This window comes from Paenibacillus sp. RC21 (assembly GCF_044907935.1).
GTDB classification, from domain to species: Bacteria; Bacillota; Bacilli; order Paenibacillales; family Paenibacillaceae; genus Paenibacillus; species Paenibacillus terrae_A.
In genome coordinates, this window is sequence record NZ_JBIYCS010000001.1 from 417146 (window position 1) to 443157 (window position 26012).

Here is a 26012-nt window from a genome sequence, read left to right on the forward strand (position 1 = left end):
AAGCAGAGCTTGTCATAATAAACGTAGCCATCCTGTTAATCCCACAAAAGAAAGGTAGAGCGCAGCATATGAAAAAGACAATGGTCTGGATTTGCACGGGTATTCTCGCAGCCTCGGCTATCACGTACACAGGACTTATTGCGAACGTCTCTGCGCAGCATGCAGAGCCGCTGAGCACACAGCAGGAAGTACAAGCAACACAGCCTTCCCAAGCGACATTTAGCACGGAGGCGGTTAATTACGGTTCCTACGGTCAGGATGTATATGAACTGCAATCCCGTTTGAAGCTGTTGGGCTTTTTCGGGGCGGAAGTGGACAGTCATTTTGGCAGTAGTACATTGAAGGCTGTTAAGGGCTTTCAAAAAGAGTTTGGCATCACCCCTGACGGAGTGGTCGGAGCAAAAACAAAGTTAAAGCTGGTGAATGCAACCCCTAATTGGAAACCGACGGAAACGCCTTTACATCGTAAAAATGAGGCTTCCGCTCAGGGGCAGACAGCGGATAATAATAAACCGGATCAAAAAGATGAAACAATGGGATCAGCTAACGCGATGGGACTGTCTGACAACGATCTCAAAATTATGGCTAACGCAGTCTACGGTGAATCCCGTGGCGAGCCGTTTGAAGGACAGGTAGCCGTGGCGGCAGTTATTTTGAACCGGGTCAAATCCCCCAGCTTTCCAAACACACCGTCTGGAGTGATTTTTCAGCCGGGGGCCTTTACAGCTGTAGCTGATGGTCAAATCTGGCTCACGCCAAATGAAACTGCAACAAAGGCAGTTCGCCAGGCACTGAACGGCTGGGACCCAAGCGGAGGCTGCCTCTATTATTTTAATCCAAAAACAGCCACCTCCAAATGGATTTGGAGCCGCCCGCAGGTGAAGACGATTGGTCAGCATATTTTCTGCATGTAAACCGCCGAAGCAGCCGGGAGCTTGTCTCCGGTTGCTTCTTGGCTTTTGCATCGTTAGAATAAAGATTGGCACACTTTACCTCTTTACAGGATAATGATTCACAGCGGCTCATGCTAAAAAGGCTAGACGAAATTGACGTCACAAAGGAGTTTTGGACTTGAACAAAACAGGTTTCGAGCGTGGGACGCGCAGACAATTAAGGATTCATGTACTGCCAACCAAACGCTTCAAGACGTTTGCCATATCATTGTATGTAGGTACTCCACTACGAGAGGAAACGGTAACCCGAGTGGGACTGACACCATTCGTACTACGACGGGGTACAGAATCATATCCGCAGACTACACAATTCAGAGAACAATTAGAGCAATTGTATGGCGCGGGCTTTGGATTTGATGTATATAAACGCGGAGATTATCAAATCGTGCAATTTCGAATGGATACGATTAATGACAGCTTTGTAAACAGCTCGGACAGCTTGCTGGATCGTTCATTTGCTTTTCTCGGAGAGGTGTTGACGAAGCCTGCATTGGAGAATGGAGCATTTCAGACCGGATACGTCCAGCAGGAACGGGAAAACGTACGCAAGAAGCTGGAATCTATAGTCAATGATAAAATTCGTTATGCTGGAGAGCGCTGCATGGAGGAAATGTGCAAAAATGAGCCTTATCGTCTGCATCCCCTCGGTCAGCGGTCTGATCTGGATAGTATAGATGCGCAAGGCCTGTATCAGGCTTATGGAGAATGGCTGGATAACGCCAGCATGGATTTGTATGTGGTTGGAGATACGACGCTGGAGGAAGTGGAGAAGTTCGTAGACCGCTATTTCCAACTGAACCGTTCGGAAGAAAAGGGATATGCTCCTGAACAACCAAAAGCGGTGGAGCGTGATGTACAAACGGTGGTGGAGCGTCTTGATGTAAATCAGGGGAAGCTGAACATGGGATTGCGCACTCCAATTACGTATGGTGACGATCGATATGCCTCCGCCCTGATGTACAACGGGATTTTAGGCGGTTATCCTCACTCCAAGCTGTTCGTCAACGTGCGGGAGAAGGAAAGCTTGGCGTATTACGCCTCATCACGGTATGACGGGCACAAGGGCATAGGGACGATTCAATCCGGTATTGAAATACCCAATTATGAAAAAGCGGTTACCATTATCCGCAAGCAACTGGAAGATACGCAAAATGGGGCGATTACCGAGCTGGAAATGACCCAGACACAGGCGATGATCCGCAATTTATTGAAGGAAATGCAGGATTCCGCTTTTGAAATGATCGCTTACGATTTTAACAGACAGCTTTCCGGCAAAGAGCGTACGGTAGATGAGCTGCTGAGCCAGGTGGAGGCTGTCAAGGTGAAGGATGTTCAGGATGCCGCCCGGACGTTCCGACTGGACACCATTTATTTCTTGAGAGACCAGAAGGGGGAATAGCGGGTGGAGCACATACCTTATGAGCATTTGCAGGAAACGCTGTACTATGAAGTGATGGATAACGGATTACACGTTTATGTGTTGCCCAAACCGGGCTTTCAGAAGACATACGCAACATTTTCGACCAAATACGGCTCAGTCGATAATCATTTTCGTGTGGAAGGTCAGCAGCCGGTTAAGGTTCCGGATGGCATCGCCCATTTTTTGGAGCATAAAATGTTTGAAGAGCCTCAAGGTGATATTTTCGCTACTTTTTCCTCCAATGGGGCATCGGCCAATGCATTTACGAGCTTTGATCAAACGGTATATTTATTTTCCGCAACCGAGCATATTCAGGAGAATTTGACCACATTGGTCAATTTTGTACAGCACCCTTACTTTACAGATGAAAATGTGGAGAAGGAAAAAGGCATTATCGGTCAGGAAATCAATATGTATGAGGATAATCCGGACTGGCGGAGTTACTTTGGCCTGATCGAAGCGCTATACAAGGTCCATCCGGTGCATATTGATATTGCGGGTACCGTTCAATCCATCAGCACGATTACGAAAGAAACGCTGTATAGCTGTTATGAGGCTTTTTACCACCCGAGCAATATGATTCTTTTTGTGGTAGGAGGAGTGGACCCGACGGAAGTAATAGAACTGGTGCGTAACAATCAGGCGAAAAAGGATTACAAGCCTCAAGGAGAGATTGAGCGTATTTTTGACGAAGAGCCTGCTACTGTGGCAGAGAAGCGTCGTGAGGTAAAGCTGGCGGTTTCTCTCCCTAAGCTGTTGTTCGGATTCAAGGAAGCCAAGGTAGGTCTCACGGGTGAGAAACTGCTTCGTCATGATCTGGAAACCAAGTTGATGCTTGATCTTTTGTTTGGCTCCAGTACGCAGCTGTATCAAAAGCTCTACGATGAGGACCTCATTTCAGATAGCTTCGGCCATGAGTACAACAGTACACCGCAGTATGCGTTCTCTGCTATCGGTGGAGATACAAAGGACCCGGATGGGCTGTTGGCGCGGATACGTGAAGAGGTGGGGTCCATTCAAAAACAGGGCTTCAAGGCAGAACATTTTGAACGGGCACGTAAAAAGAAAATCGGTGGTTACCTGCGTATGCTCAATTCGCCCGAAAATATAGCGCATGAGTTTACGAGACATCGCTTCCGGGACGGCGATTTTTTCCAATTGCTTCCGGTCTATGAAAGTATTACACTTGAGGATGTTAACCGTCGTCTGAAGGATCATATTCAGTGGGATCAGATGGGCATATCGCTGGTGGTGAGTCCGTAATGTCCAGGGAGAGGGAAACGATAACCACCAAGGATGGGGAATTAAAAGCCATTGGCGATACGACTGTGCTGATCACAGGAGCAAGCGGCGGGATTGGAGCGGCTATTGCGGAGCGTTTTGCGGCTGTTGGGATGAATGTGGTCATTCACTACATGAAGTCCCATGAAAAAGCGAATGAAGTTGCCCGCCGTTGTATGGCTTATTCAGGCAAGGTGATGACCGTCTCAGCGGACCTGCGGAGCAAGGAGCAGATTGAACGCATGCGTGAGAAGCTGGAGAATCACGGAATGAAGCCAGATATTCTTGTGAATAACGCTGGATTATCTCATTACGGATTGCTGACGGATGTGTCGGAAGAGGAATGGGATGATGTGATGGCCGTCAATGTGAAGGGAACCTTTCTGTGTACGCAGGTTTTTATGCCGCATATGATTTCCCAACGCTATGGCCGTATCGTGAATGTGTCTTCTGTATGGGGAATATGCGGCGCTTCGTGCGAGGTGCTGTATTCCACCACCAAAGGCGGGATCAACGCATTCACTAAAGCACTGGCTCAAGAAGTTGCACCTTCTGGAGTAACGGTAAATGCGGTAGCTCCGGGTGCAGTGGGTACGTCTATGCTGGATCATCTGGACGAAGGGGAAATTTCCAGTCTCGAAGAAGAAATTCCTGCCGGTCGATTGGCTCGGCCTGATGAAATTTCATCACTGGTTTATTTTCTGGCGCTTCCTGAATCCGGTTATATTAACGGGCAGGTCATTAGTCCTAACGGAGGATGGGTGACTTGACGAGAAGTACAGCGTTTGGAGGAAACCACCAGTATAGAGAGCACCTGAGAAGAACATATTATAACTGTTGATTTTAAATCTGAATCATCTAAGGAGGATTTAAGTATGTCAACAGTTGTTCAGAATTTCGATACCTGGAAGAAGTTCCTTGGTCAGCGTGTGGAACAGGCGGAGAAGCTTGGAATCAGCCAGGATACCATTTCAGAGCTTGCTTATGAAATCGGTGATTTTCTGGATGAGAAGGTCGATCCGGCCAACCACTCCAACCGCGCACTGAAAGAACTGTGGGGAGTTGCCGATGAGGACGAGCGTCACACTATCGCCCGGCTGATGGTCAAATTAGCCAAAAGCAACGCATAAGCAGGAACCAACATGAAAAGCTCCCTTTTGGGGGCTTTTCTGTAATGGTTACAGAGCTGTTCTTGTAATTCCTTTGTAATTTATATATCATAAACGTGATCGAGGCTTATGCAATTGTGTTGAATACAAGAAGCCTTTGTGGTCTCAATAATTGATTTTGTCGATTGGTGTTATTTTATGATACAATAAGGCTTTGATTTGGAAATGTTGACGGTTTTGAATGTGAATGAGGTGCTAATGTGACGGAAGAATTGAAACAGTGGTACATGGAGTACAAGATACATAAAAATCGTCCCGGATTGCTGGGAGACATTGCTTCCATGCTTGGTATTCTGGGGGTTAATATACTGACGATCAACGGTGTTGAAGGCGAAAGACGGGGGATGTTGCTGGAAACGGACGATGACGAGAAGATACGCATTCTCGGAGATACTTTAAAAAAGGCCAGCAATATTACAGTTACCGCCTTACGCGCTCCAAGGCTGGTCGATATATTGGCAGTAAGGCACGGACGTTACATTGATCGGGATTCGGATGACCGCAAAACATTCCGCTTTACACGCGACGAGCTTGGGTTACTGGTCGATTTTTTGGGTGAAGTATTAAAGAGGGATGGAAATCAGGTGATTGGACTTCGCGGAATGCCTCGTGTGGGAAAAACCGAATCCATCATTGCCAGCAGCGTATGCGCCATGAAGCGCTGGACTTTTGTGTCTTCAACGTTATTACGGCAGACGGTGCGCAGTCAGCTCTCCGAAGAGGAAATGAACCCTAACAATGTATTTATTATTGACGGCATTGTGAGTACAATTCGGTCAAATGAAAGACATTATCACCTGCTTCAGGAAATAATGAGCATGCCGAGTACGAAGGTTATTGAGCATCCTGACGTTTTTGTACGTGAATCGGGATACAGCTTCGACGATTTCAATTTCATTATTGAACTTCGCAATAATCCGGCTGAGGAAATTATTTATGATACCTTTACAGCCAGTTATACAGAAGATCTTTAAATAAGCGTAATTATACAAGGAGATGATGACATGTCAGAACTGGGTCAGCAATTAAAGGAGGCCCGGCTGCAAAAAGGATTGAGCCTTGACGATGTTCAGGAAATGACGAAGATACGCAAACGTTATCTGGAAGCCATTGAGACGGGCGATTACAAAGTGCTGCCGGGAAGCTTTTATGTCAGAGCTTTTATTAAAACTTACGCTGAAACGGTCGGTTTAAACCCCGACGAGATTCTGGAAGGACATAAAAGCAATGTACCTGAACCAGAGCCGGAAGCTGTCATGGAGCCTGTGACACAGAAACGCTCCAGCCGTCCGGCTACGATTGGGAATCTCAAATGGTTGCCGACAGCTTTAATGTGGCTTTTTCTGGTTCTCATTGTTGGGGTTATTTATGCATATTGGGTGAGTAACAATCATACAGCTCCAAAAACAGCCGAGAATACAACGCCGATTACGACACCGAGTACGTCCATTCCTAACAGCACCAAGGAGGGAACTACGACACCACCGCAAAATACGACGACAACCCCTCCTCAGGAAAGCGCTCAGACAACAACGCCGAATAACGGTCAGACGGCAGCTCCAAATGGTGGCGGCGGACAAACCACTCCTGATGCTGGGCAAACGGGGCAAACCCAACCACCGGAAGGAACAGGTACAGGAACGGATATGACCACTCCTGACAGTAGCCAGCAGCCGAGTACCACTACGCCGCAACAAGGTGTAACCGTGGCTCAGGATGGCAAGCAAGGCAAAACGACGATTTTCAAAGTTTCCAGTGCAACCGGAGCTACAGTCAAGGTGGATATTAAGGCAACGGGGGAAAGCTGGCTTGAGGTGTACAAGGGGCAAAACTCACGTGGTGAAAAGCTGAGTTATGGCATGACCAAAAGTGGAGATTCCGTGTCCTTTGACATCGGTCCGGAAGGCTTGTATATCAAATCAGGACGTTCTTCTGCCACGGATATTTCCGTAGCAGGTCAACCGATAACTGATAATAAATCGACGACTCGTGTTTTGATACAGCAAGGAGAAGCTTCCTCGACCGGAACGAGTGCCGGGGTGAGTGGTACTACTACGGATTCGACTACTGGCAGTACGGATTCAACACAGAGCGGTACAGATTCTTCAACTACTGGCGGTGAATAAACCCTCTATTGCGCGGAAATACTAATGACTGTAATTCATGGGAAGCCCATTTCATTTTCCGCAAAGTGAGGTGTATACATTATGACTGTCAGCTGGATTGTGACAGGGCTTGGTATAATTGTCAGCCTGCTTGGCTATTATCTGACCCCAAGTGCATGGGGCTATGGCATACTGGGCTTTGGTCTTGCTCACATTGTGCTGGGACTTCTGGATATGTTCCGGAATCCGACCCGCAGCCACAGTTAGATATGTTGACCGTGGAATGAAATAAAGGCGTTTTTGTCATTAACTGGCAAGAGCGCCTTTTTAGTGATCGGATTATTGGATTTTTGTAAATGACTAGCCTATAATTAGTTATTGAACTTTGTTGTGGAAAGGAAAGTGAAACGATGGCTTCAGAAAATTCATTTGATATCGTCTCCAAAATGGATATGCAGGAATTGACCAATGCGGTTCATCAGACGGAGCGTGAAATTGAAACACGGTTTGATTTTAAGGGGAGCAAAAGCAGCCTTAAGCTTGAAAAGGAAGCTCTTACAATTGCATCGGAGGACGAATACAAGCTCAACGCGGTAATTGATATTTTGCAATCTAAAATGGCCAAGCGTGGTTTATCCCTTAAAAACGTAGAATACGGGAAGCTGGAGCCAGCGTCTTTGGGTTCAGTACGCCAGCGTCTTGCTCTCAAGCAGGGAATTGATCAGGATAATGCCAAAAAAATTAACATTCTTATCCGGGACTCCAAGCTGAAAGTTAAAAGTCAGATTCAAGGTGATCAGATCCGCGTGACCGGAAAAAACAGGGATGATTTACAAGCAGTCATTCAGTTATTGCGCAAAGCTGATCTACCATTGGAACTTCAATTTACGAATATGAAATAAAGCCGTTTTCCCTCATGCAGATTGTAAGAAAAAATGATGCTTGATGCGCGGCAGGTTATTTTGACATGCGTTTTGCACCATATTATACTTGTAACGAAAATGCAGATGATCAGGTGTATAGCGGTAGTCAAAACGATTTACATAGGATTGAATCCAATCCGAAAACTGCCATTTTTAATCAAGTACGATAATCAGGGGAGAGTGTGTTGTGAATTTACCCAACAGAATTACAATAACGCGGATTTGCCTCATCCCGGTGATGATGCTGGCCTTGCTGGTGGATTTTGATTTCTATCCGCCGCCGATTGAGATCGGAGCTTTCGAGCTGCCGTATAATCAGTTGATGGCGGCTATCATTTTCCTCATAGCCGCCAGCACGGATGGTCTTGACGGATACTTGGCCCGTAAAAATAACATGGTCACCAACTTGGGGAAATTACTGGACCCTCTTGCGGATAAGCTTCTGGTAACTGCTATTTTGGTTTCTTTGGTGGAAATGGGCAAGATTGATTCGTGGATTGTTGTTGTCATTGTTAGCCGTGAGTTTGCGGTTACTGGTCTGCGTCAGATTGCTTTATTGGATGGCTCTGTGGTCGCTGCAAGCAACTGGGGCAAATTAAAGACCATCATCCAGATCGTTGCCATTGTAGCGTTGCTCATTAATAATTTTCCGTTTGTCTTTCTGGGTATTCCGTTTGATTTAATAACGATATGGGCGGCTGCGTTTATTACTATTTACTCGGGAATTGACTATTTTGTAAAGAACAGCCATTTACTTCGCTCCTCCAAGGTTTAACAGGATAAGTTTCATGGGAACAGCGATAGGGAGTTTGCTTATTGCTGTTTCTTTGCATAATTCCCACAACATTCGCTCTACAGGAGGCAGAAACGATGAAAGCTGAAATCATCGCAGTAGGAACTGAATTATTGCTCGGACAAATTGTGAACACAAATGCCCAATATTTGTCACAAGAGTTGGCTACGGTTGGGATTGATGTATATTTTCAGACGGTTGTTGGCGATAACATGGATCGACTTCAGGAAGCGGTACGTCTGGCTCAGAAGCGTGCGGATATTATTTTGTTCTCCGGTGGTCTGGGACCGACTCAGGATGATTTGACGAAAGATGCAATCGCCGCTGTGCTGGGGCGTAAATTACATATAGACCGTCTCGCTATGGATAAGCTGGAACAGTTTTTCCGTAATCGCGGGGTGGAAATGACCGAAAATAATCGGCGTCAGGCGCTTTCCATTGAAGGGGCTACCCCTCTTGAAAATGAGACAGGTCTGGCTGTGGGCGATGCGATTGCACAGGATGGTAAATATTATGTGGTTTTGCCTGGACCGCCGAAGGAACTCAAACCGATGTTTGAGAATCAGGCGAAACCTTGGTTGCTCCAGCAAGCACTGAGTGGTGAGGAACTGCCGATTTATTCGAAAATGCTAAAGTTTGCAGGAATCGGCGAGTCAGCTCTCGAAACCCGCTTATTGGATCTGATAAAATCACAGACAGACCCGACCATTGCTCCTTATGCCAAGGAGGGAGAGGTCACAATCCGTATATCCACTAAGGCGGCCAGCGAGAGTGAGGCACTGGTCAAGCTGGGGGCTACGGAAGCAGAAATTCAGCAACGTCTTTCGGAATACATGTATGCGAGCGAGGACGTCACGCTGGAGAAGGTTATTGTGGATTTGATGTCCAATCGCGGACTGACTGTTAGCGCGGCAGAAAGCTGCACAGGTGGAATGCTGATGGAGCACATCACTTCCGTTCCGGGCAGCTCAGTTATGTTTCAGGGCGGTATCGTGTGTTATTCCAATGAAATGAAGAAGAAGCTGCTCAACGTGCCTCATGATTATTTGGAGGGGGACAATGCGCCCGGCGCAGTAAGCGAGGAAGTAGCCCTTGTGCTTGCAGAGCAGGCGAGAATGGTCACGGACAGTGATTTCGGACTCTCGGTTACAGGTGTAGCTGGACCCGGATATTCTGAGCGGAAGCCGGTTGGTCTGGTTTATATCGGTATTGCTGAGCGTGATAAGGAGACTGAGGTATACGAGCTGAAGCTGAGCGGGAATCGTGAAGCGATTCGTCTGCGGTCTGTTAAAGCAATCCTGTACAGATTATGGCGCAGACTGGTGGAAAATGAGAAGCTCTCTTAATGATCTGTATCCGACGCGAGTTTTCATAGAGTTGTTTTAGGTAAACGATTAATGATATAATCATACTATCGGAAGAACCGTTGCAAAAGCCTTTTTGCCTGCGGTTCTTTTTTGATTTAAGAGACAGATGGAAGTATAGAAGAGAACTGTCTAAACAAAAAAACGAATGTATGTTCGAAAAAATGCTTGGCAAGCGTGTCAAAACAAGGTATTATTAAAGTACAAACAACGAAGGATGTGAGTTTATTGTCAGATCGTCGTGCTGCGCTGGATATGGCGCTCCGTCAAATAGAAAAGCAATTCGGTAAAGGTTCCATTATGAAGTTGGGTGAGTCCACCCACATGCAAGTGGAAACGATTCCCAGTGGTTCGATTGCTTTGGATATTGCGTTAGGAACGGGCGGCTTCCCGAGAGGCCGAATTATTGAAGTGTATGGACCAGAATCATCTGGTAAAACAACAGTAGCTCTTCACGCTATAGCAGAGGTACAAAAAACAGGCGGACAAGCCGCTTTTATCGACGCCGAGCATGCGCTTGATCCATCGTATGCCAGCAAGCTGGGTGTCAATATTGATGAGTTGTTGCTATCGCAGCCAGATACAGGAGAGCAAGCACTTGAGATTGCCGAAGCGCTTGTACGTAGTGGAGCGGTAGACATTGTTGTTGTTGACTCTGTAGCGGCACTTGTGCCAAAAGCGGAGATTGAAGGTGAAATGGGGGATTCCCATGTTGGCCTTCAAGCCCGTTTAATGTCGCAGGCATTGCGTAAGCTGTCCGGTGCTATTAACAAGTCGAATACCATTGCTATCTTTATTAACCAATTACGTGAAAAAATAGGTGTTATGTTCGGTAACCCTGAAACTACACCAGGTGGACGTGCTCTGAAATTTTATTCTACAGTTCGTTTGGATGTCCGCCGCATTGAAAGCTTGAAAAGCGGTAATGACGTTGTAGGTAACCGCACACGTATTAAAGTGGTGAAGAACAAAGTCGCACCTCCTTTCCGTCAGGCGGAAGTGGACATTATGTACGGCGAAGGCATCTCCAAGGAAGGCAGTTTGATCGACATTGGTACGGAGTATGACATTGTCGATAAGAGCGGAGCCTGGTATTCCTATGAAGGTGAACGACTAGGTCAGGGACGTGAAAATGCGAAGCAATTTTTGAAGGAAAATCCGAACATTGCTAGTACGATCGAACAAAAAATTCGGGTGGCCAGCAATTTGATTACGACGGTAGCTCCGCCGACAGAAGAAGAGTTGGCACAGCAAGCCAAGGAAGAACAGGAATTGCTGGAGCTTGAATAAAGCTTGGTGAATCCTGGTTCGTGAACTGGAGCCAGGGGTTATGGCACAGCCGTTTGAATAGCATGATTCTGATGCCCTGCACAGTTGTGCAGGGTATTTTTGCATCGAATGTGGCCTGCGTGTCGGCTACATTTTACTTTTGCGTGGCGGGCGTTTTCAGCTTGCTTTCGTGAATATCAAAGTGAGGGAAGCACATTGCAATTGGAAGATGAAGGTGAACACACTTCGAAGGAAAATGAGCAGCAAGGAATCTCCCTTTTTCCTGATCATGAGGAATTGATGGTTACGAGGGTGGAACAGGGGCAGGGTAGGCAACGCGGAAGATACACGATTCATTTTGGCCTGTATTCATTGTCCGTACTGGAAGATGTAATGATCAAGTACAATATGTTCAAAGGAACGACTTTCGTCAAAAGGGAACTGGAAGAAATCGTTCTGGCGGACGAAAAGCAACAGGCATACGTGCACGCGCTTCGTTATTTGGGACAAAAGCCACGTACACGTCAGGAGATTGAGCAGCGTTTGACGCAAAAGGAAATGGGTCAAGCTGTTATTGATGAAGTGTTGAACCGTCTGGAGCGGGAGCAACTTGTGGATGACGATCTGTACGCCCGTCAGTGGGCAAGACAGCGCATAACGAGCCAGCGGAAGGGGAAGATGTGGGTAAGGCAGGAACTGCGTCAAAAGGGCATCTCTAAAGCCTCTATCGGGGAAGCTTTAGGTGAGGTCAGCGATCAGGAGGAATGGGAGAGCGCTTTGATAGTCGGACGCAGGAAATGGAATCAGGTGCGTGGAGATATAATGGAGAAGAAACGGAAAACGTACCCCTTTCTCATGAGACGCGGATATTCGGGGGATATGACACGCCGCGTAGTCAATCATCTCACGATGGCCGAGCAAGACGGGGCTTCCGATGACGAGGAATTATCGCTGTGGGATGAATAGCTGTTAAACAGCCGGGCATCCATTAGCTGGTATAAGCGAACAGGATGAGCTGGTTATCACATGGAAAGCCACATGGTAATCTACTAAAGTTTGCATTCCCTTGACAATGCCATTTGTCAAATAATAAAATATATATGAAACGATGCTTGTGGAACACCCTTTTTCCTTCCAAAAAAGTGGAGTCCATGGGTACGTTCTCATCGCCAAATAACAAGTGATGCCGCTATGCCAGGCGGAATTGTACATGTGAAAGCATGTGCATATGAAATGAAACGGCCGCGTGCCGTTATCTTAGTTTGACGATCAAAGCTAATGTGACAATTGCAAAAAGTCCCAAGGAATGCCTTGGAGGAACCAACGGGGAGGTGAACAGTATGATGATGACTGCGATCTGGTTCGTTCTCGTTGCTGTAGCCGCGTTATTCTTTGGGTTCGGGATTGGTTATTTTATTCGCAAATCTATTGCAGAAGCTAAAATCTCCAGTGCGGAAGAAGCTGCCGCGCAAATCGTGGAGAACGCGAAAAAAGAGGCAGAAGCGCTGAAGAAGGAAACGGTATTGGAAGCGAAAGATGAAATTCACCGCATCCGTGCCGAAGCTGAAAAAGAAACTCGTGAGCGTCGGAATGAAATCCAACGACAGGAACGAAGATTGCTGCAAAAAGAAGAATCGCTGGATAAAAAATTGGAATCGCTGGAACGTAAAGAAGAACAAGTGGCCAACAAAGAGAAACGAATCGATGAAACCCAGCAGCAGATTGATTTGATTTACAAGAGTCAGGTAACTGAGCTGGAGCGTATTTCCAATCTGACGACGGAAGATGCCAGAAGTATTATTCTGTCCAACGTAGAGCAGGAAGTTCGTCATGAAACCGCTCAGATGATTAAGGAAATTGAGCAACAGGCCAAAGAGGAAGCGGACAAAAAGTCTCGTGAAATTATCACACTGGCCATCCAACGCTGTGCGGCGGACCATGTGGCGGAAACGACGGTTTCCGTTGTCACGTTGCCGAACGAAGAAATGAAAGGCCGGATTATCGGACGTGAAGGCCGTAATATCCGTGCGCTTGAAACCCTTACGGGAATTGACCTCATTATTGATGATACGCCGGAAGCGGTTATTTTGTCCGGATTTGATCCGATTCGCAGAGAGATAGCGCGTACTGCGCTTGAGAAGCTCGTAGCGGACGGACGGATACATCCGGCTCGTATTGAAGAAATGGTGGAAAAATCCCGTAAAGAAGTGGATGAACGAATCCGCGAGTATGGCGAACAAGCCACCTTCGAGGTGGGCGTGCATAGCCTGCATCCGGATTTAATCAAGATCCTGGGACGTCTCAAGTTCCGTACAAGCTACGGACAGAACGTATTGAAGCACTCGATGGAAGTTGCATACTTGACAGGTCTGATGGCCGGAGAACTGGGCGAGGACGTTACACTGGCAAGACGGGCAGGGTTGCTGCATGACATCGGGAAGGCGCTGGATCACGAAGTGGAAGGATCACACGTTGAAATTGGCGTGGAACTGGCGAAGAAGTACAAGGAACACCCGGTCGTCATCAACAGTATTGCTTCACATCACGGCGACTGCGAAGCGACTTCAGTGATTGCTATGCTGGTTGGGGCGGCAGACGCCCTGTCGGCAGCAAGACCAGGAGCGCGGCGTGAAACACTGGAGACGTACATCCGTCGTCTTGAGAAGCTGGAACGCATTTCCGAGTCTTTTGAAGGCGTGGAAAAATCGTACGCTATTCAAGCTGGACGCGAAGTCCGCGTCATGGTGCAGCCAGAGAAAATTGATGATGCGGAAGCATTCCGACTGGCTCGTGATATAACGAAAACGATTGAGAATGAACTGGATTATCCGGGACATATCAAGGTTACCGTCATTCGTGAGACCCGCGCGGTAGAATACGCAAAATAAAGTAATTTAACGAAAAGTGGCCGCTGTTTGTAGGGCCACTTTTCATTATGTAAGGCATACCAGGGAGGGTTTTCTATCAACGTACTATTTATTGGAGATATTTTCGGTAGTGTAGGCAGAAAGGCATTAAGGGAAAATCTCCCTTCGCTAAAATCAAAATACAACCCGCATATCATTATCGTGAACGGGGAAAATTCAGCTTCAGGAAGAGGCATTACTCCAGCCATCGCCAGAGAATTTTTTGATTGGGGCGTACATGGTATTACAATGGGTAATCATACTTGGGACAATAAGGATATATTTGATTTTATAGATGATGAGCCGCGTATCATACGTCCGGCAAACTTCCCGCCAGGAACGCCGGGGCGAGGCTATACCGTGGTGAAAGGTGGAGGCAAGGAGCTGGCGATCGTTAACTTGCAGGGCAGAACCTTTCTGCCACCCATCGATTGCCCGTTCCGCGCAGCAGATGAGATCGTAGATGAATTGCGCAAGAAGCATAAGCACATTCTGGTTGATTTTCATGCCGAAGCGACATCGGAAAAAATCGCTATGGGTTGGCATCTAGATGGCCGTGCTTCAATTGTTGTTGGTACACACACCCACGTGCAGAGCAACGATGATACGATTTTACCGCAAGGAACTGCGTATCAGACAGATGTGGGCATGGTAGGTCCCTATGAAGGAGTACTTGGCATGCAGAGAGAAGCCGTGTTGCAGAAATTTCAGACTCAGCTTCCGGTACGTTTTCAACCGGACAACGGAAAATGGCATTTTCACGCAGTTAGCGTAGAGTTGAATGACAACGACGGTATGGCACGTAAAATTCAGAAAATTAGACTCAAAGAAGATGAATGGCGGATGGATTAACCTTTTTGGAAACTGCTTAAGGAAAGAATAAGGAAAACTGTCACCAAAAAGCAGGAATTTTTTGCTGACCCTCGAATAACATCTAATAGTGGAATCAAACCATCATCATTCCCAGGGGAGGTACTTACTATGGATGTATTAAAAGTATCAGCAAAATCCAATCCTAATTCAGTTGCAGGCGCACTCGCAGGAGTACTGCGTGAACGCGGAAATGCCGAATTGCAGGCGATTGGAGCGGGTGCACTGAACCAAGCCATTAAAGCTGTAGCCATTGCCCGGGGATTTGTCGCACCAAGCGGAGTGGATTTGATTTGTATTCCTGCTTTTACGGATATTGTTATTGACGGAGAAGACCGGACTGCAATCAAGTTGATTGTAGAGCCAAGATAATAAATGTTAGTTGTTGAGCCTGTTTACGATGGTGTAAACGGGCTTTTTTGCATGGAAGTCGCCCTTTATTACATAGATTGTAAGATAACTTCATCACGCTGTAATCTATGAATGGAGGTAAGATGCATGAACAGTAAACCACACATGAAATGGTCGGTTGCCGATTTGCATTGTGATGTGTTGTGTAAGATGCAGCTTAACCCGCAGGTGGATTTCAGTCATCCCTCGCTTGATGTTACAAGAGAGCGTTTGTTAGAAGGCCATGTGAACTTGCAGACATTCGCAATATATATTTCCCAGGTGCTGGGTACGCCAAGATTTGAGCATGTAATTCGTCAGGTTGAACTCTTCAGACAGCATATGATATCCCCATCTGTCGGGTTGAAGTCGCTATTGTGGAGAGAAGACTTGGAAGAACGTAAGGATACATCAGTGGGACATCTGGAAGGGAATGAAATAAAACAACATCAAGGATCACCGTGGGCTCTGCTATCGCTGGAGGGAGTGGAAGCGCTGGAAGGAAATCCGTTTTATGCTGAACTGTGCTATGCCTTGGGAATCCGATTGATCGGGCTGACGTGGAATTATGCAAATTGGGCGGCTGACGGCATTATGGAGCAGAGGGGTGGCGGGCTGACTCGCAAGGGGCATGAGTTGGTCAAGCGCTGTAATGAATTAGGTTTGCTACTAGATGTATCGCATTTGTCTGAACAAGGCTTCTGGGAGGTGCTGGAGGAGGCAGCTCAACCGCCGATTGCTTCGCACTCCAACGCCTTCGCGGTATGTCCTCACCCACGTAATCTTCGGGATGAACAGATTCGTGCGTTGATCGCGCGTAACGGACGGATTGGTTTGACTTTCGTCACGATGTTTCTCAAAGAGCAGGGTACGGTGACCGCTGAGGATTTGTTGCCACACATTGAACATATTTGTTCACTAGGTGGCGAACGTCATTTGATGTTCGGATCTGATTTTGACGGTATTGAGCATCATGTGCAGGGGCTGGAGCATTCAGGGAAATATCCACGTTTTGCGGAACTGCTGATGAAGCATTATCCTGAGGAACTGGTCAAGGGGTGGCTGGGAGGACATGCGCTGGAATATCTGCAAACGAATCTGCCTTCCAAAATGTCTTCTTAAATAGCTATTTAATAGCAGTTATTTTTGGTTACTTAATACCCTTGACAATGCGAGATATATTACGAAATAATTGGAGCATCCTAGAATGGTATGGTGCTAAAATAACGCTTGCTGAAATATGACAGACATTTGGAGCGAGCTTGACGAGTTACCATGCTGTACCGCCATATCAGAGGGGAGCTCCATTACATAATGTTGATAAAAAAGGTTACCTGGCTTGAACTCTTTTATGACTTATTGTTCGTAGCCGCTGTCTCCAAGGCCACTCATGTTTTACTACATGTTGAACATGATAGTATTTCTTTGGAGAATCTGGAAAAGTTTATTTTGATTTTTATTCCGATATGGTGGGCTTGGGTGGGACAAACTGTCTACAACAACCGTTTTGGTCAAGACAGTATGACGCATCGAATCTTTATGATCCTGCAATTGTTTTTCGTGTTAATTATGACCGCCAGCCTGAATATAGATTTTGACGCGTATTATGTATCCTTTTTTGCTGGCTATATTGGTTTAAGAGGCTTGACTGCCGTTCAATATTTACTTTCGGCACCCAAAGAAGCGGGTCATAAACAGGAAACAGCTCGTTTTTTCGGTACCTATTTTTGGATCGGAATAGTCATCTCCAGTTTCTCCCTCTTTTTTGAGTCCTGGGTTCGATATTTGATTTTATATGTCGGCATTGCTGTTGATATCCTCGTTCCTTTGATGGGTCGTAAAAAATTGGTGATCACACCTATCCATACGGAGCATTTATTAGAGCGCTTTGCACAGTTCACCTTAATCCTGCTTGGCGAATCGGTGATAAGTATGCTTTCTGTTTTACAATCTGATCATTTTACGGTCTCTTCCGTTGTATTTGCTGCCTTGGCTTTTGTATTAGTCATCGCAATCTGGTGGCAATACTTTGAGAATATGGAGAAGCACGTAGATAAATCAAAACAAACAGCAGGACAGACTATTATTTATGGTCATTTGTTTATTTATCTTTCACTTAGCATGCTAGCAGCTTCGATACAGCTCTTGTTTTTGGGACAAGTAGCCTATATCTTTGTACTTTGCTTTACCTTTGCTTCTGTACTTATTTACTTTTTGTCGGTTTTGCTGGTATTCCATCGCTACAGATTAAGTCATCTTAAACCAAGCCTTAGAGTCATTTTTTTCTTAACTGGAGTCCTCTGTGTCTTGTTTATCCTTAACATATTTATTGTTGTTCCCTCTCATCTCATCGTAGCTGAAATCATGCTGTTCTTTATCCTGTTCGCTAAAATGACAGTTCACGATATTAAAGGCTGAATAGGGCGAAAAACGGAACTTTGTCCCGCTTTCCTTTTCTTTCTTGGCAAAGTAGGAGTATAATAATATAGATGTGTAAAGTATTGTATAGAGAAAAAGGAGTGACCATACGATGAGTAAAATCGTACCTGTCGGCGTTTCCGCACGCCATATTCACCTGACTCAAGAGCATATTGAAATTTTGTTCGGAGCAGGATATCAACTGACGGAATTTAAACCATTATCCCAACCAGGACAATTTGCCGCAAATGAGACGGTAGCCGTAATTGGTTCTAAGGGCCAATTTGATAAGGTTCGCATTTTGGGACCAGCTCGTCCGGCTTCCCAGCTTGAAATCTCTCGCACAGATTCCTTTGCCATCGGTGTAAAAGCGCCTGTACGCGAATCTGGCAGCATTGACGGAACACCAGGAATCACAGTAAAAGGACCAGCTGGAGAAGTGGAACTGCAAGAGGGTGTAATCGTAGCTGCCCGTCATATTCATTTCCATACGTCTGATGCAGCGAAATGGGACATTAAGGACAAGCAGTTGCTGAAAGTACGTGTCGGCGGCGAACGTGGTCTTGTATTTGAAAATGTTCTTGCGCGTGTGTCCGATTCTTTTGCTTTGGATATGCACATTGATACAGATGAAGCGAACGGAGCCGGCGTGAAAAACGGTGACAACGCTGAAATCGTTGACTAATATACGTATATAATGCCGAAAGGCAAAGGGTCCGATTCTTGCTAAAGAGTCGGGCTTTTTTACATACTAAGGATTCTCAAAATGGTCATCTATAAAAATATGGACATTAGATTCTCAGTGTACCCCTTTTGCGTTCACGGGGATATATGGCGATGGCTTATAAATCATGCTATAATTTAGTGTAATGCCTTTTTCAAAGGAGTTTTTACGGGCTAAAAAGAGATGTACCCATATGCAAAGATATAGTAAAAGCGTAATTGGCGTGAAATAGATGGTGTAAGGAGTGACCAAAGGAATGGCCAAGGAAACGAAAGATTACTCCAAATATTTTGATTTCTCGGATGCAAAGATCATTTCTCAGGATGAGCATAGCAAGAAGATCCGCATTCGCGGACGTGAAATCAATATTATGGCGGAGCCGAATCATAGAAAAGAAAAGCAACGCGGTAAAGAAGACGTACAGGTATTGTACGATAATGCAGTTCCGGATGAGCTGAAGCATATCGGCGAGGGAAAGTATTACATCGTGTACACATTCGGTTGCCAGATGAACGAGCATGATTCCGAAACGATTAAAGGATTGCTGGAGCAAATGGGTTATCAGGCGACAGAGGATCGTAAGGAAGCGGACATTATCTTGCTGAATACATGTGCGATCCGTGAAAATGCGGAGGACAAAGTATTTGGTGAGCTGGGTCACCTCAAGCATCTCAAGACAGAGAAGCCGGGCATGCTACTTGGCGTATGTGGTTGCATGTCGCAGGAAGAGAGTGTCGTCAACCGGATTTTGCAAAAGCACGGTTTTGTCGACATGATTTTTGGTACCCATAATATCCACCGCCTGCCGCAGCTTGTCAAGGAAGCACTCTTCAGCAAAGAAATGGTGGTCGAGGTGTGGTCCAAGGAAGGCGACATTATCGAGAACCTGCCGAAGAAGCGCGAGGGTATGCGGGCTTGGGTGAACATTATGTACGGCTGCGATAAATTTTGCACCTATTGCATTGTTCCCTTCACACGCGGTAAGGAAAGAAGCCGTCGTCCCGAGGATGTTATTGCTGAGGTACGGGATTTGGCACGTCAGGGCTTTAAGGAAATTACCTTGCTCGGTCAGAATGTCAATGCCTATGGCAAGGATTTGAAGGATATGAATTATAGATTCGGGGATCTGATGGACGATATGCGTAAGATAGATATCCCGCGTATACGTTTTACAACATCACATCCGCGTGATTTTGATGACCACTTGGTTGAAGTGCTTGGTAAGGGCGGCAATTTGGTGGAGCATATCCATCTGCCTGTTCAATCCGGCAATACGGATATATTGAAGAAAATGAACCGAAAATATACACGTGAGCGCGTTCTGGAACTGGCGGCGAAGATCAAAGCGGCTGTTCCGCATGCTTCGCTCACAACGGATATTATCGTAGGTTTCCCGGGCGAAACGGACGAACAGTTTGAAGATACCATTTCTCTCGTGCGCGAGGTCGGTTATGACTTTGCCTACACCTTTATTTATTCACCACGTGAAGGTACGCCAGCCGCGTCTATGGAAGATAATGTGCCTATGTCAGTCAAAAAAGAGCGTCTACAGCGTCTGAACAATGTGGTGAACCAAAACAGCCTTCGTTTTAACGGTAGACTGCGTGGCGAGGTGGTTGAAGTGCTGGTAGAAGGCGAGAGCAAAAATAACAGTGAGGTGCTTGCCGGCCGGACCCGTTCCAATAAGCTGGTGCATTTTGAAGGCTCCAAGGATCTGATCGGGACCTTTGTGCAGGTGAAAATTACGGAGCCTATGACCTTTTACATCAAGGGCGATTTGGTTCAAACCGCTGTGGCGGTTAACGGTTAACAAAATATCATAGCAAGGTTTGCATGTGGATCAAATATGAACTGTATGTACGACCTTATTAAGTGAGCAAAGGAGCGATGGACAGTGACAGAGGAGCGGTTGCAACAGTCAGAGCTTCAACCGGCGGCGCGCCAGCATGATCATTTGGTCAATCGCGATATGATATTGGCGAAAGCCCAAGAGTTGGCGGGTATTTTGGGCAACAGTGAAGAAGTGCAGGTATTTCGGAAAGCAGAAGATAAAATCCGCGATCATGAGCGCATCCAGCTTCTGATTGCAGCAATGAAGAAAAAGCAAAAGGAAATTGTGGCTTTCGAATCCTTGAAGAATCAGACGATGATTTCCAAAATAGAGGCAGAGCTGCAGGAGCTTCAGGAAGAGCTTGACGGTATTCCGATTGTAACGGAGTTTCAGCAAAGCCAGGTAGAAATTAATGAACTGCTGCAAATGGTTATCATGGCAATTCGTGATACAGTTGCCGAAAAGGTGAATGTAGAAGAGGGAAAAAGTACTTCTTCCTCCAATTGCAGTGACTAGAATGATGTATGGTGTGGAGGCTCAGCCTCCACGCCTTTTTTTCAGGAGCAACTTGTAATCATATGTACTGTATCAGACCTCAAGAGGAAATGGGGCATCATAGAAAGGATGAAAACAAGGAATGGATATCTTGCGTAGTTTGGTAGAGGGTGAAGTAAACACATTTTGGGAGTATTTAGGATGTGAATTAATCGAAGCTGATGCAAATGAGGTACATATCGCTTTACAGGCTGGACCGCAGCATACCAATGTGGTGGGAATTGTTCATGGGGGCGTGCTCACAACATTGATGGATCAGGCGATGGGGATGGTTAGTATGGTTTCACGCAATATGGAATTATGTGTGACGACGAATCTGAACGTTCATTTTCTGTCAGCGATGAAACAAGGGCGATTGGAGGTTAAGGCACGAATTCTCCATCAAGGGGGGCGTACCATAACGACTGAGGCGGAAGTAAAGGATAGTGAAGGGATACTCGGCTGCATGGCTACAGCGACATTCCGGGTATTGCGTAAACAACCAGATCATTTGGATAAGGCCTGACGCTTGACAAAACTTTTTATTATGTCATAATGAATTTATCAAAACGATATAATGTGGTGATGCCAATGGATAACGAACGTATAAACGAAGAGACGCAGAAGGCGTCGTATAACATTAAGAAATATCGCACCCCGGATGGTGCTCCGGCAGATATCGTCATGTTCACCTTAACCAAGCGGGAGCGCAAGACGGTGACAAAGACGTTGCCGATCCGTGAGCTGAAGGTAATGCTTATCAAGCGTCGTAGTTGGCCGTTTGCCGGACGTTGGGCGTTGCCGGGGGGCTTTTGTCAGGAAGATGAATCCATTTACGGAGCTGCCAAGCGCGAGCTGTTAGAGGAAACCGGCGTGGACGGCGGTCATCTGGAGTACCTAGGTGTGTATAGTGGACCTGGGCGTGATCCGCGCGGGTGGATCATATCGCATGCGTTTTTTGCACTGGTAGAGGAATGGATGCTGGAGCAGCGGCAAGCGGCGGATGATGCTTCCGAGGTTGGGCTGTTCACGATCCGTGAAGCGCTGGAGGAATTGGAGCTGGCGTTTGACCATCGGGACATTATTGTGGATGCCTACCGGAAGATTCAGTTGCAAATGCTCCAGACGACGATAGCCAAGCAGTTTTTACCTCTGCATTTTACATTGGGCGAGCTGTATCAGGTCATTCAAAGTGTCGTACCGGATTTCGAAGAGCCGAACTTTATTCGCAAAATAACGTCGACTCGCAGCAGACAGGGAATATTGGAAGAGGTACGGGACGAGAATGGCAAACCGCTCAGCTCCAACCAGTATTCACAGAGACCGGCACAGCTTTATCGTTTTAGTGACAGGGTGCCGCGGTTGTCTATCTACACCTAATGTATTGTAGTAGGTCACGTAAAGAACGCACACTCCCCAACTTGAGGATGAAGGAGCTGACTGAACGATGGAGGCATTGATTGTTATTGATTACACGAATGATTTTGTGGACGGCAATCTGCCTGTTGGACCACCGGCAATAGAGCTGGATGAACGGATGGCAGCCATTACGCAGGCGTATGTGGATCAAGGGGACTTTGTCGTAATGGCAGTGGATCGGCATGAGGAAAATGATCTTTATCACCCGGAAAGCAAACTGTTTCCTCCGCATAATATTCGTGGAACCGGGGGACGAGATTTGTATGGCAAGCTCCATAACCTCTATGCCAATCAGAGTGATTCCATCTATTGGATGGATAAAACACGATACAGCGCCTTCGCTGGCACGGACCTGGAACTCAGGCTGCGCGAACGTAGTATTACAGAAGTTCATTTGATCGGTGTATGCACGGATATTTGTGTACTGCATACGGCTGTAGACGCTTATAACAAAGGATTTGCGATTACGGTATACAAGGACGCTGTGGCCAGCTTTAATCAGGCCGGACATGATTGGGCTTTGGGTCATTTTCAGGGCAGTCTTGGAGCCGCCGTATGGTCGGCTGAGGATACGATTTTACGCCAGAAGAAGTAAATAACTTAACGATTGTGCACCCATATCCGATAACAGAATGGAGTCGGATATTGCTGAATCCAGATGGATGAGGCGGTACGTCGCTGCAAAACCGGGGACAGTCAGAGAGGATGATTATGATGCAGTCAACGAGCCTCGCATTACATACAGATAAATATCAGATTAATATGATGTATGCCCATTGGGTGAACGGAAGTCACCAGCGAAAAGCTGTGTTTGAGGCATATTTTCGCAAGTTGCCCTTTGGCAACGGATATGCGGTGTTTGCAGGTCTGGAACGCATTGTGAATTACATTGCAAATCTGCGCTTTACAGAAGAGGATATCCGTTACCTTTCAGAGCAAGAGGAGAAGTATGATCCTATGTTTCTGGAGGCATTGCGCCAGTTTAGGTTTGGTGGAACCGTTCATTCAATGAAAGAAGGGGCACTTGTTTTCCCGAATGAGCCTCTGGTACGTGTCGAAGGAACGATTATGGAAACACAGCTGGTCGAGACAGCATTGCTGAATTTTATGAACTACCAGACACTGATTGCGACAAAGGCGTCTCGCATCAAGCAGGTGGCAAGCGGCGATACGCTGCTGGAATTTGGCACACGACGGGCGCAGGAAGCAGATGCGGCGATTTGGGGAGCACGGGCTGCTTATGTAGCGGGCTTTGACGCGACATCTAATATGCTGGCAGGTGAGCATTTTGGTATTCCGACGAAGGGAACACATGCTCATTCATGGGTGCAGACCTTTATGAGCGAGCAGGAGGCTTTTGACGTGTATGCGAAGGTTTTACCGGATCAGGTCACACTGCTGGTAGATACCTTTGATACGCTGGAGAGCGGCGTTCCCCATGCGATTCGGACAGCGAAGATGCTGGAGAGTCAGGGTAAACGGATGAATTCGATCCGGCTGGATAGTGGTGACTTGGCTTATTTATCCATTCAGGCTCGGGAAATGCTAGATGCCGAAGGGCTGGATTACGTACAAATTGTAGCCTCTAATGATTTGGATGAAAATACAATTTTTAACTTAAAGGCCCAAGGCGCGCGTATCGATGTATGGGGTGTGGGGACACAGCTCATTACAGCTTCGGATCAACCTTCATTGGGCGGGGTTTACAAGCTAGTCGAACGGGAAGTAGAAGGAGAAATGCTGCCGACGATTAAAATTTCGGGCAACCCGGAAAAGGTATCCACACCGGGTAAGAAGGATGTATATCGTATTATAGATAAGAAGAAAGGGAGAGCTGTCGCCGATTATATTTCTTTTCCGGACGAAGACCGTCCGCGCAATGGAAAGCGGCTGAAACTCTTTAACCCGTTGCATCCGTACATGAAGAAGTATGTGGAAAATTACGAGGCAGTTCCGATGCTGGAGCCTATTTTCGTAAATGGGCAGAAAGTGTATGAACTTCCCGGGCTGGATGAAATTCGCGCATACCATACTTCCCAGCTGCAACTGTTCTGGCCGGAATATTTGCGGAAAATGAACCCGGAAATTTACCGTGTAAATCTCAGTGAAAAGGTATGGGGGCTGAAACAAAAGCTGATCGACAGCTATATGCAGCCAGAAGTGGAAGAAAAGGAATAGTTTTAAGAGGCACCCTGCAAATAATGGGGTGCCTCTTTGTGTTTCAGAGCATAAGAGGAAAATCTGTGTGTTATTTGTAAATTTCCCTCATGACATGCCGCAGCTCAGGTATAATAATGCGCTCCACCGCCAAACGGACGGCTCCACGTGAGCCTGGCATAGAAAATACGGCTGTCCGGTCGACAGTGCCAGCTACAGCACGACTCAATATCGCTGCAGAACCAATATCCTCGGCAAAGCTTAAATAACGGAAGATTTCCCCGAATCCGGGCAGTTCCTTATCCAGCAGAGAGGATACGGCTTCATACGTTGTATCACGCGGGGAAATACCGGTGCCGCCTGTCAGAAGAACAGCCTCAATGTCATCGCGTTCCGCGGCTTCGGATACCAGTTGCCGGATGCCATCATAGTCGTCTTTGACGATAACATATCGGGCCACCTGATAGCCGTTCGTTTCCAACAGATCCACCAGTAGACGTCCTCCGGTATCTGTTTCCACGGTGCGGGTGTCGGAGACGGTTACAACCATGCAGCTAACCTGCTGTGGGGCCTCCCGTCGATGCTCCTCTACAGAAGATATATTCATTTGCAATGCTCACTCCTCGATCTATGGTTAGACATACTCTTTTTACAATAGAGGAATGATTGTCGGTGTGCAAGTCAGGAGCAGGCATTAGGGAGTTGTGTGATTTATCCCCTTGCACGGATGGGATGGAATATAGTACACTTCCTTACATAAGCCGGGATTTTTTGTTTGGTCAAGTTGAAAGCGTGAACAACGGTTGATTAATCTCAATTGTCGACGGGTAATAATACAGCAGGGTCAACAACAGGGAGGTAATGTATTATGAAACATTCATACCAACAATGCGTGGATGCTTGCCTGGAATGTATGAACGCTTGCAACGTCTGTTACGTGGCGAGCTTGAAGGAATATGATTTGGCTATGCTGCGCGAGTGTATTCGAGTGAGCCGGGAATGTGCAGAAATATGCGGGTTTGCTGCTCAAATGTTGGAACGCGGAACGGAATTTGCCGAGCAAATTTGTGAGCTGTGTGCCAAAGCCTGTGAAGTATGTGCTGCTGAATGCGGTAAGCACGCTCATGAGCATTGCAAGCAATGTGCAGCAGCCTGCCGCCGTTGTGTTCAGGCATGCCGCCAAATGGTGGCTGTGTAATTACATATAATCGAGCCAGCGCCTGAACAGAAAATAAAACATTGCTTTCTACAGGATAGGTTTGTATAATGATGGGAATTAACGTCTTGGAACGGGAGAGTAGCAGGGGAGCCATATCATTACAGCGAGCCGGAAAAGGTGGAAGCCGGTATGAGGCCCAACGTGAAGCGCACCCGGGAGACGGTTGTTCCAACACGGAGTTCCGTTAGTAGTTCAGCCCGGCAGACACCGTTATTTGTCATTGGAGTGAAATCGGCGATTATGCATAGTTCATTGCACAATCCGATT

Annotated in this window: 27 protein-coding genes and 1 other annotated feature (1 of these 28 cut by a window edge); of the genes, 26 read left to right on the forward strand and 1 reads right to left on the reverse strand. The window is 46.6% G+C overall.

Annotation, left to right across the window (positions count from 1 at the left end; genetic code table 11):
- Window positions 1-68: 68 nt before the first annotated feature.
- The 25 genes from sleB (at window position 69) to ABIA61_RS02135 (ending at window position 24547) form a co-directional block, all read left to right on the forward strand.
- Window positions 69-914: a spore cortex-lytic enzyme gene (sleB, locus tag ABIA61_RS02015; RefSeq protein ID WP_404580235.1), complete on the forward strand. Its 846-nt coding sequence runs from the start codon at window positions 69-71 to the stop codon at window positions 912-914.
- Between the two features lie 157 nt (window positions 915-1071).
- A complete protein-coding gene (gene yfmF / locus ABIA61_RS02020) occupies window positions 1072-2352 on the forward strand; it encodes an EF-P 5-aminopentanol modification-associated protein YfmF (RefSeq protein WP_283655666.1) in 1281 nt (426 codons plus the stop codon).
- A gap of 3 nt (window positions 2353-2355) precedes the next feature.
- Window positions 2356-3636, forward strand: a complete 1281-nt coding sequence (gene yfmH, locus ABIA61_RS02025) for an EF-P 5-aminopentanol modification-associated protein YfmH (RefSeq protein WP_283655667.1) — start codon at window positions 2356-2358, stop codon at window positions 3634-3636.
- Window positions 3636-4424: an elongation factor P 5-aminopentanone reductase gene (gene ymfI, locus ABIA61_RS02030; protein WP_283655668.1), complete on the forward strand. Its 789-nt coding sequence runs from the start codon at window positions 3636-3638 to the stop codon at window positions 4422-4424. The genes yfmH and ymfI overlap by 1 nt, the downstream gene beginning before the upstream one ends.
- Before the next feature lie 105 nt (window positions 4425-4529).
- The gene (locus ABIA61_RS02035) at window positions 4530-4784 is read left to right on the forward strand and encodes a DUF3243 domain-containing protein (RefSeq protein WP_014281144.1); all 255 of its coding nucleotides are present in this window, start codon (window positions 4530-4532) and stop codon (window positions 4782-4784) included.
- A 239-nt stretch (window positions 4785-5023) separates the two neighbouring features.
- Window positions 5024-5797 (forward strand): DUF3388 domain-containing protein, encoded by a 774-nt coding sequence (locus ABIA61_RS02040; protein WP_235332175.1) that lies wholly within the window; start codon window positions 5024-5026, stop codon window positions 5795-5797.
- Window positions 5798-5827: 30 nt separating this feature from the next.
- Window positions 5828-6949 carry a helix-turn-helix domain-containing protein gene (locus ABIA61_RS02045; RefSeq protein ID WP_283655669.1) on the forward strand — a complete coding sequence of 374 codons (1122 nt, stop codon included), beginning with the start codon at window positions 5828-5830 and terminating at the stop codon, window positions 6947-6949.
- A gap of 81 nt (window positions 6950-7030) precedes the next feature.
- A complete protein-coding gene (locus tag ABIA61_RS02050; protein ID WP_162833917.1) occupies window positions 7031-7195 on the forward strand; it encodes a hypothetical protein in 165 nt (54 codons plus the stop codon).
- Between the two features lie 143 nt (window positions 7196-7338).
- Window positions 7339-7830: a YajQ family cyclic di-GMP-binding protein gene (locus tag ABIA61_RS02055; RefSeq protein WP_025685003.1), complete on the forward strand. Its 492-nt coding sequence runs from the start codon at window positions 7339-7341 to the stop codon at window positions 7828-7830.
- A 208-nt stretch (window positions 7831-8038) separates the two neighbouring features.
- Complete coding sequence (gene pgsA / locus ABIA61_RS02060; RefSeq protein WP_283655670.1) at window positions 8039-8626, forward strand: CDP-diacylglycerol--glycerol-3-phosphate 3-phosphatidyltransferase; 588 nt, start codon at window positions 8039-8041, stop codon at window positions 8624-8626.
- Between the two features lie 95 nt (window positions 8627-8721).
- Window positions 8722-9990, forward strand: a complete 1269-nt coding sequence (locus tag ABIA61_RS02065; protein WP_404580236.1) for a competence/damage-inducible protein A — start codon at window positions 8722-8724, stop codon at window positions 9988-9990.
- A gap of 246 nt (window positions 9991-10236) precedes the next feature.
- A complete protein-coding gene (recA, locus tag ABIA61_RS02070; RefSeq protein ID WP_283655672.1) occupies window positions 10237-11298 on the forward strand; it encodes a recombinase RecA in 1062 nt (353 codons plus the stop codon).
- 195 nt (window positions 11299-11493) lie between these two features.
- A complete protein-coding gene (locus tag ABIA61_RS02075) occupies window positions 11494-12243 on the forward strand; it encodes a regulatory protein RecX (protein ID WP_404580237.1) in 750 nt (249 codons plus the stop codon).
- A gap of 377 nt (window positions 12244-12620) precedes the next feature.
- The gene (gene rny / locus ABIA61_RS02080) at window positions 12621-14165 is read left to right on the forward strand and encodes a ribonuclease Y (protein WP_014281153.1); all 1545 of its coding nucleotides are present in this window, start codon (window positions 12621-12623) and stop codon (window positions 14163-14165) included.
- Window positions 14166-14240: 75 nt separating this feature from the next.
- Window positions 14241-15035 (forward strand): TIGR00282 family metallophosphoesterase, encoded by a 795-nt coding sequence (locus ABIA61_RS02085; protein ID WP_283656248.1) that lies wholly within the window; start codon window positions 14241-14243, stop codon window positions 15033-15035.
- A 129-nt stretch (window positions 15036-15164) separates the two neighbouring features.
- Window positions 15165-15425 (forward strand): stage V sporulation protein S, encoded by a 261-nt coding sequence (locus ABIA61_RS02090; protein ID WP_007430104.1) that lies wholly within the window; start codon window positions 15165-15167, stop codon window positions 15423-15425.
- A gap of 126 nt (window positions 15426-15551) precedes the next feature.
- On the forward strand, window positions 15552-16565 hold the full coding sequence (locus ABIA61_RS02095; RefSeq protein WP_283655674.1) for a dipeptidase: 1014 nt from the start codon (window positions 15552-15554) through the stop codon (window positions 16563-16565).
- Between the two features lie 192 nt (window positions 16566-16757).
- Window positions 16758-17861 carry a low temperature requirement protein A gene (locus ABIA61_RS02100; RefSeq protein ID WP_283655675.1) on the forward strand — a complete coding sequence of 368 codons (1104 nt, stop codon included), beginning with the start codon at window positions 16758-16760 and terminating at the stop codon, window positions 17859-17861.
- 112 nt (window positions 17862-17973) lie between these two features.
- The gene (pduL, locus tag ABIA61_RS02105; protein WP_013309962.1) at window positions 17974-18546 is read left to right on the forward strand and encodes a phosphate propanoyltransferase; all 573 of its coding nucleotides are present in this window, start codon (window positions 17974-17976) and stop codon (window positions 18544-18546) included.
- 295 nt (window positions 18547-18841) lie between these two features.
- Entirely contained in the window at window positions 18842-20395 is a 1554-nt protein-coding gene (gene miaB, locus ABIA61_RS02110; protein ID WP_283655676.1) for a tRNA (N6-isopentenyl adenosine(37)-C2)-methylthiotransferase MiaB, read from the forward strand.
- Window positions 20396-20479: 84 nt separating this feature from the next.
- Entirely contained in the window at window positions 20480-20932 is a 453-nt protein-coding gene (locus ABIA61_RS02115; protein WP_283655677.1) for a YlbF/YmcA family competence regulator, read from the forward strand.
- Between the two features lie 121 nt (window positions 20933-21053).
- Window positions 21054-21476, forward strand: coding sequence for a PaaI family thioesterase (locus tag ABIA61_RS02120; protein ID WP_283655678.1), 423 nt, complete (start codon window positions 21054-21056; stop codon window positions 21474-21476).
- Between the two features lie 65 nt (window positions 21477-21541).
- On the forward strand, window positions 21542-22330 hold the full coding sequence (locus ABIA61_RS02125) for an NUDIX domain-containing protein (RefSeq protein ID WP_134910030.1): 789 nt from the start codon (window positions 21542-21544) through the stop codon (window positions 22328-22330).
- 67 nt (window positions 22331-22397) lie between these two features.
- Entirely contained in the window at window positions 22398-22964 is a 567-nt protein-coding gene (locus ABIA61_RS02130) for a cysteine hydrolase family protein (protein WP_283655679.1), read from the forward strand.
- A 119-nt stretch (window positions 22965-23083) separates the two neighbouring features.
- Window positions 23084-24547, forward strand: coding sequence for a nicotinate phosphoribosyltransferase (locus tag ABIA61_RS02135; protein ID WP_044644931.1), 1464 nt, complete (start codon window positions 23084-23086; stop codon window positions 24545-24547).
- Between the two features lie 70 nt (window positions 24548-24617).
- Here ABIA61_RS02135 and ABIA61_RS02140 read toward each other — a convergent pair whose 3' ends face one another.
- Window positions 24618-25133: a MogA/MoaB family molybdenum cofactor biosynthesis protein gene (locus ABIA61_RS02140; RefSeq protein WP_404519220.1), complete on the reverse strand. Its 516-nt coding sequence runs from the start codon at window positions 25131-25133 to the stop codon at window positions 24618-24620.
- Window positions 25134-25394: 261 nt separating this feature from the next.
- Between ABIA61_RS02140 and ABIA61_RS02145 the strand changes: the two genes are divergently transcribed.
- Window positions 25395-25724 (forward strand): four-helix bundle copper-binding protein, encoded by a 330-nt coding sequence (locus ABIA61_RS02145; protein WP_283655681.1) that lies wholly within the window; start codon window positions 25395-25397, stop codon window positions 25722-25724.
- Window positions 25725-25802: 78 nt separating this feature from the next.
- Window positions 25803-26012, forward strand: a binding site (T-box leader); it runs 45 nt beyond the window's last position.

What these genes read in the sequence shown, in the direction of transcription:
- sleB (WP_404580235.1), top strand. Translation starts at nt 69, where the DNA reads ATGAAAAAGACAATGGTCTGGATTTGCACGGGTATTCTCGCAGCCTCG.
- ymfI (WP_283655668.1), top strand. Translation starts at nt 3,636, where the DNA reads ATGTCCAGGGAGAGGGAAACGATAACCACCAAGGATGGGGAATTAAAA.
- ABIA61_RS02035 (WP_014281144.1), top strand. Translation starts at nt 4,530, where the DNA reads ATGTCAACAGTTGTTCAGAATTTCGATACCTGGAAGAAGTTCCTTGGT.
- ABIA61_RS02045 (WP_283655669.1), top strand. Translation starts at nt 5,828, where the DNA reads ATGTCAGAACTGGGTCAGCAATTAAAGGAGGCCCGGCTGCAAAAAGGA.
- ABIA61_RS02050 (WP_162833917.1), top strand. Translation starts at nt 7,031, where the DNA reads ATGACTGTCAGCTGGATTGTGACAGGGCTTGGTATAATTGTCAGCCTG.
- ABIA61_RS02055 (WP_025685003.1), top strand. Translation starts at nt 7,339, where the DNA reads ATGGCTTCAGAAAATTCATTTGATATCGTCTCCAAAATGGATATGCAG.
- ABIA61_RS02065 (WP_404580236.1), top strand. Translation starts at nt 8,722, where the DNA reads ATGAAAGCTGAAATCATCGCAGTAGGAACTGAATTATTGCTCGGACAA.
- rny (WP_014281153.1), top strand. Translation starts at nt 12,621, where the DNA reads ATGATGACTGCGATCTGGTTCGTTCTCGTTGCTGTAGCCGCGTTATTC.
- ABIA61_RS02090 (WP_007430104.1), top strand. Translation starts at nt 15,165, where the DNA reads ATGGATGTATTAAAAGTATCAGCAAAATCCAATCCTAATTCAGTTGCA.
- ABIA61_RS02095 (WP_283655674.1), top strand. Translation starts at nt 15,552, where the DNA reads ATGAACAGTAAACCACACATGAAATGGTCGGTTGCCGATTTGCATTGT.
- ABIA61_RS02100 (WP_283655675.1), top strand. Translation starts at nt 16,758, where the DNA reads ATGTTGATAAAAAAGGTTACCTGGCTTGAACTCTTTTATGACTTATTG.
- pduL (WP_013309962.1), top strand. Translation starts at nt 17,974, where the DNA reads ATGAGTAAAATCGTACCTGTCGGCGTTTCCGCACGCCATATTCACCTG.
- miaB (WP_283655676.1), top strand. Translation starts at nt 18,842, where the DNA reads ATGGCCAAGGAAACGAAAGATTACTCCAAATATTTTGATTTCTCGGAT.
- ABIA61_RS02120 (WP_283655678.1), top strand. Translation starts at nt 21,054, where the DNA reads ATGGATATCTTGCGTAGTTTGGTAGAGGGTGAAGTAAACACATTTTGG.
- ABIA61_RS02125 (WP_134910030.1), top strand. Translation starts at nt 21,542, where the DNA reads ATGGATAACGAACGTATAAACGAAGAGACGCAGAAGGCGTCGTATAAC.
- ABIA61_RS02130 (WP_283655679.1), top strand. Translation starts at nt 22,398, where the DNA reads ATGGAGGCATTGATTGTTATTGATTACACGAATGATTTTGTGGACGGC.
- ABIA61_RS02135 (WP_044644931.1), top strand. Translation starts at nt 23,084, where the DNA reads ATGCAGTCAACGAGCCTCGCATTACATACAGATAAATATCAGATTAAT.
- ABIA61_RS02140 (WP_404519220.1), bottom strand. Translation starts at nt 25,133, where the DNA reads ATGAATATATCTTCTGTAGAGGAGCATCGACGGGAGGCCCCACAGCAG.
- ABIA61_RS02145 (WP_283655681.1), top strand. Translation starts at nt 25,395, where the DNA reads ATGAAACATTCATACCAACAATGCGTGGATGCTTGCCTGGAATGTATG.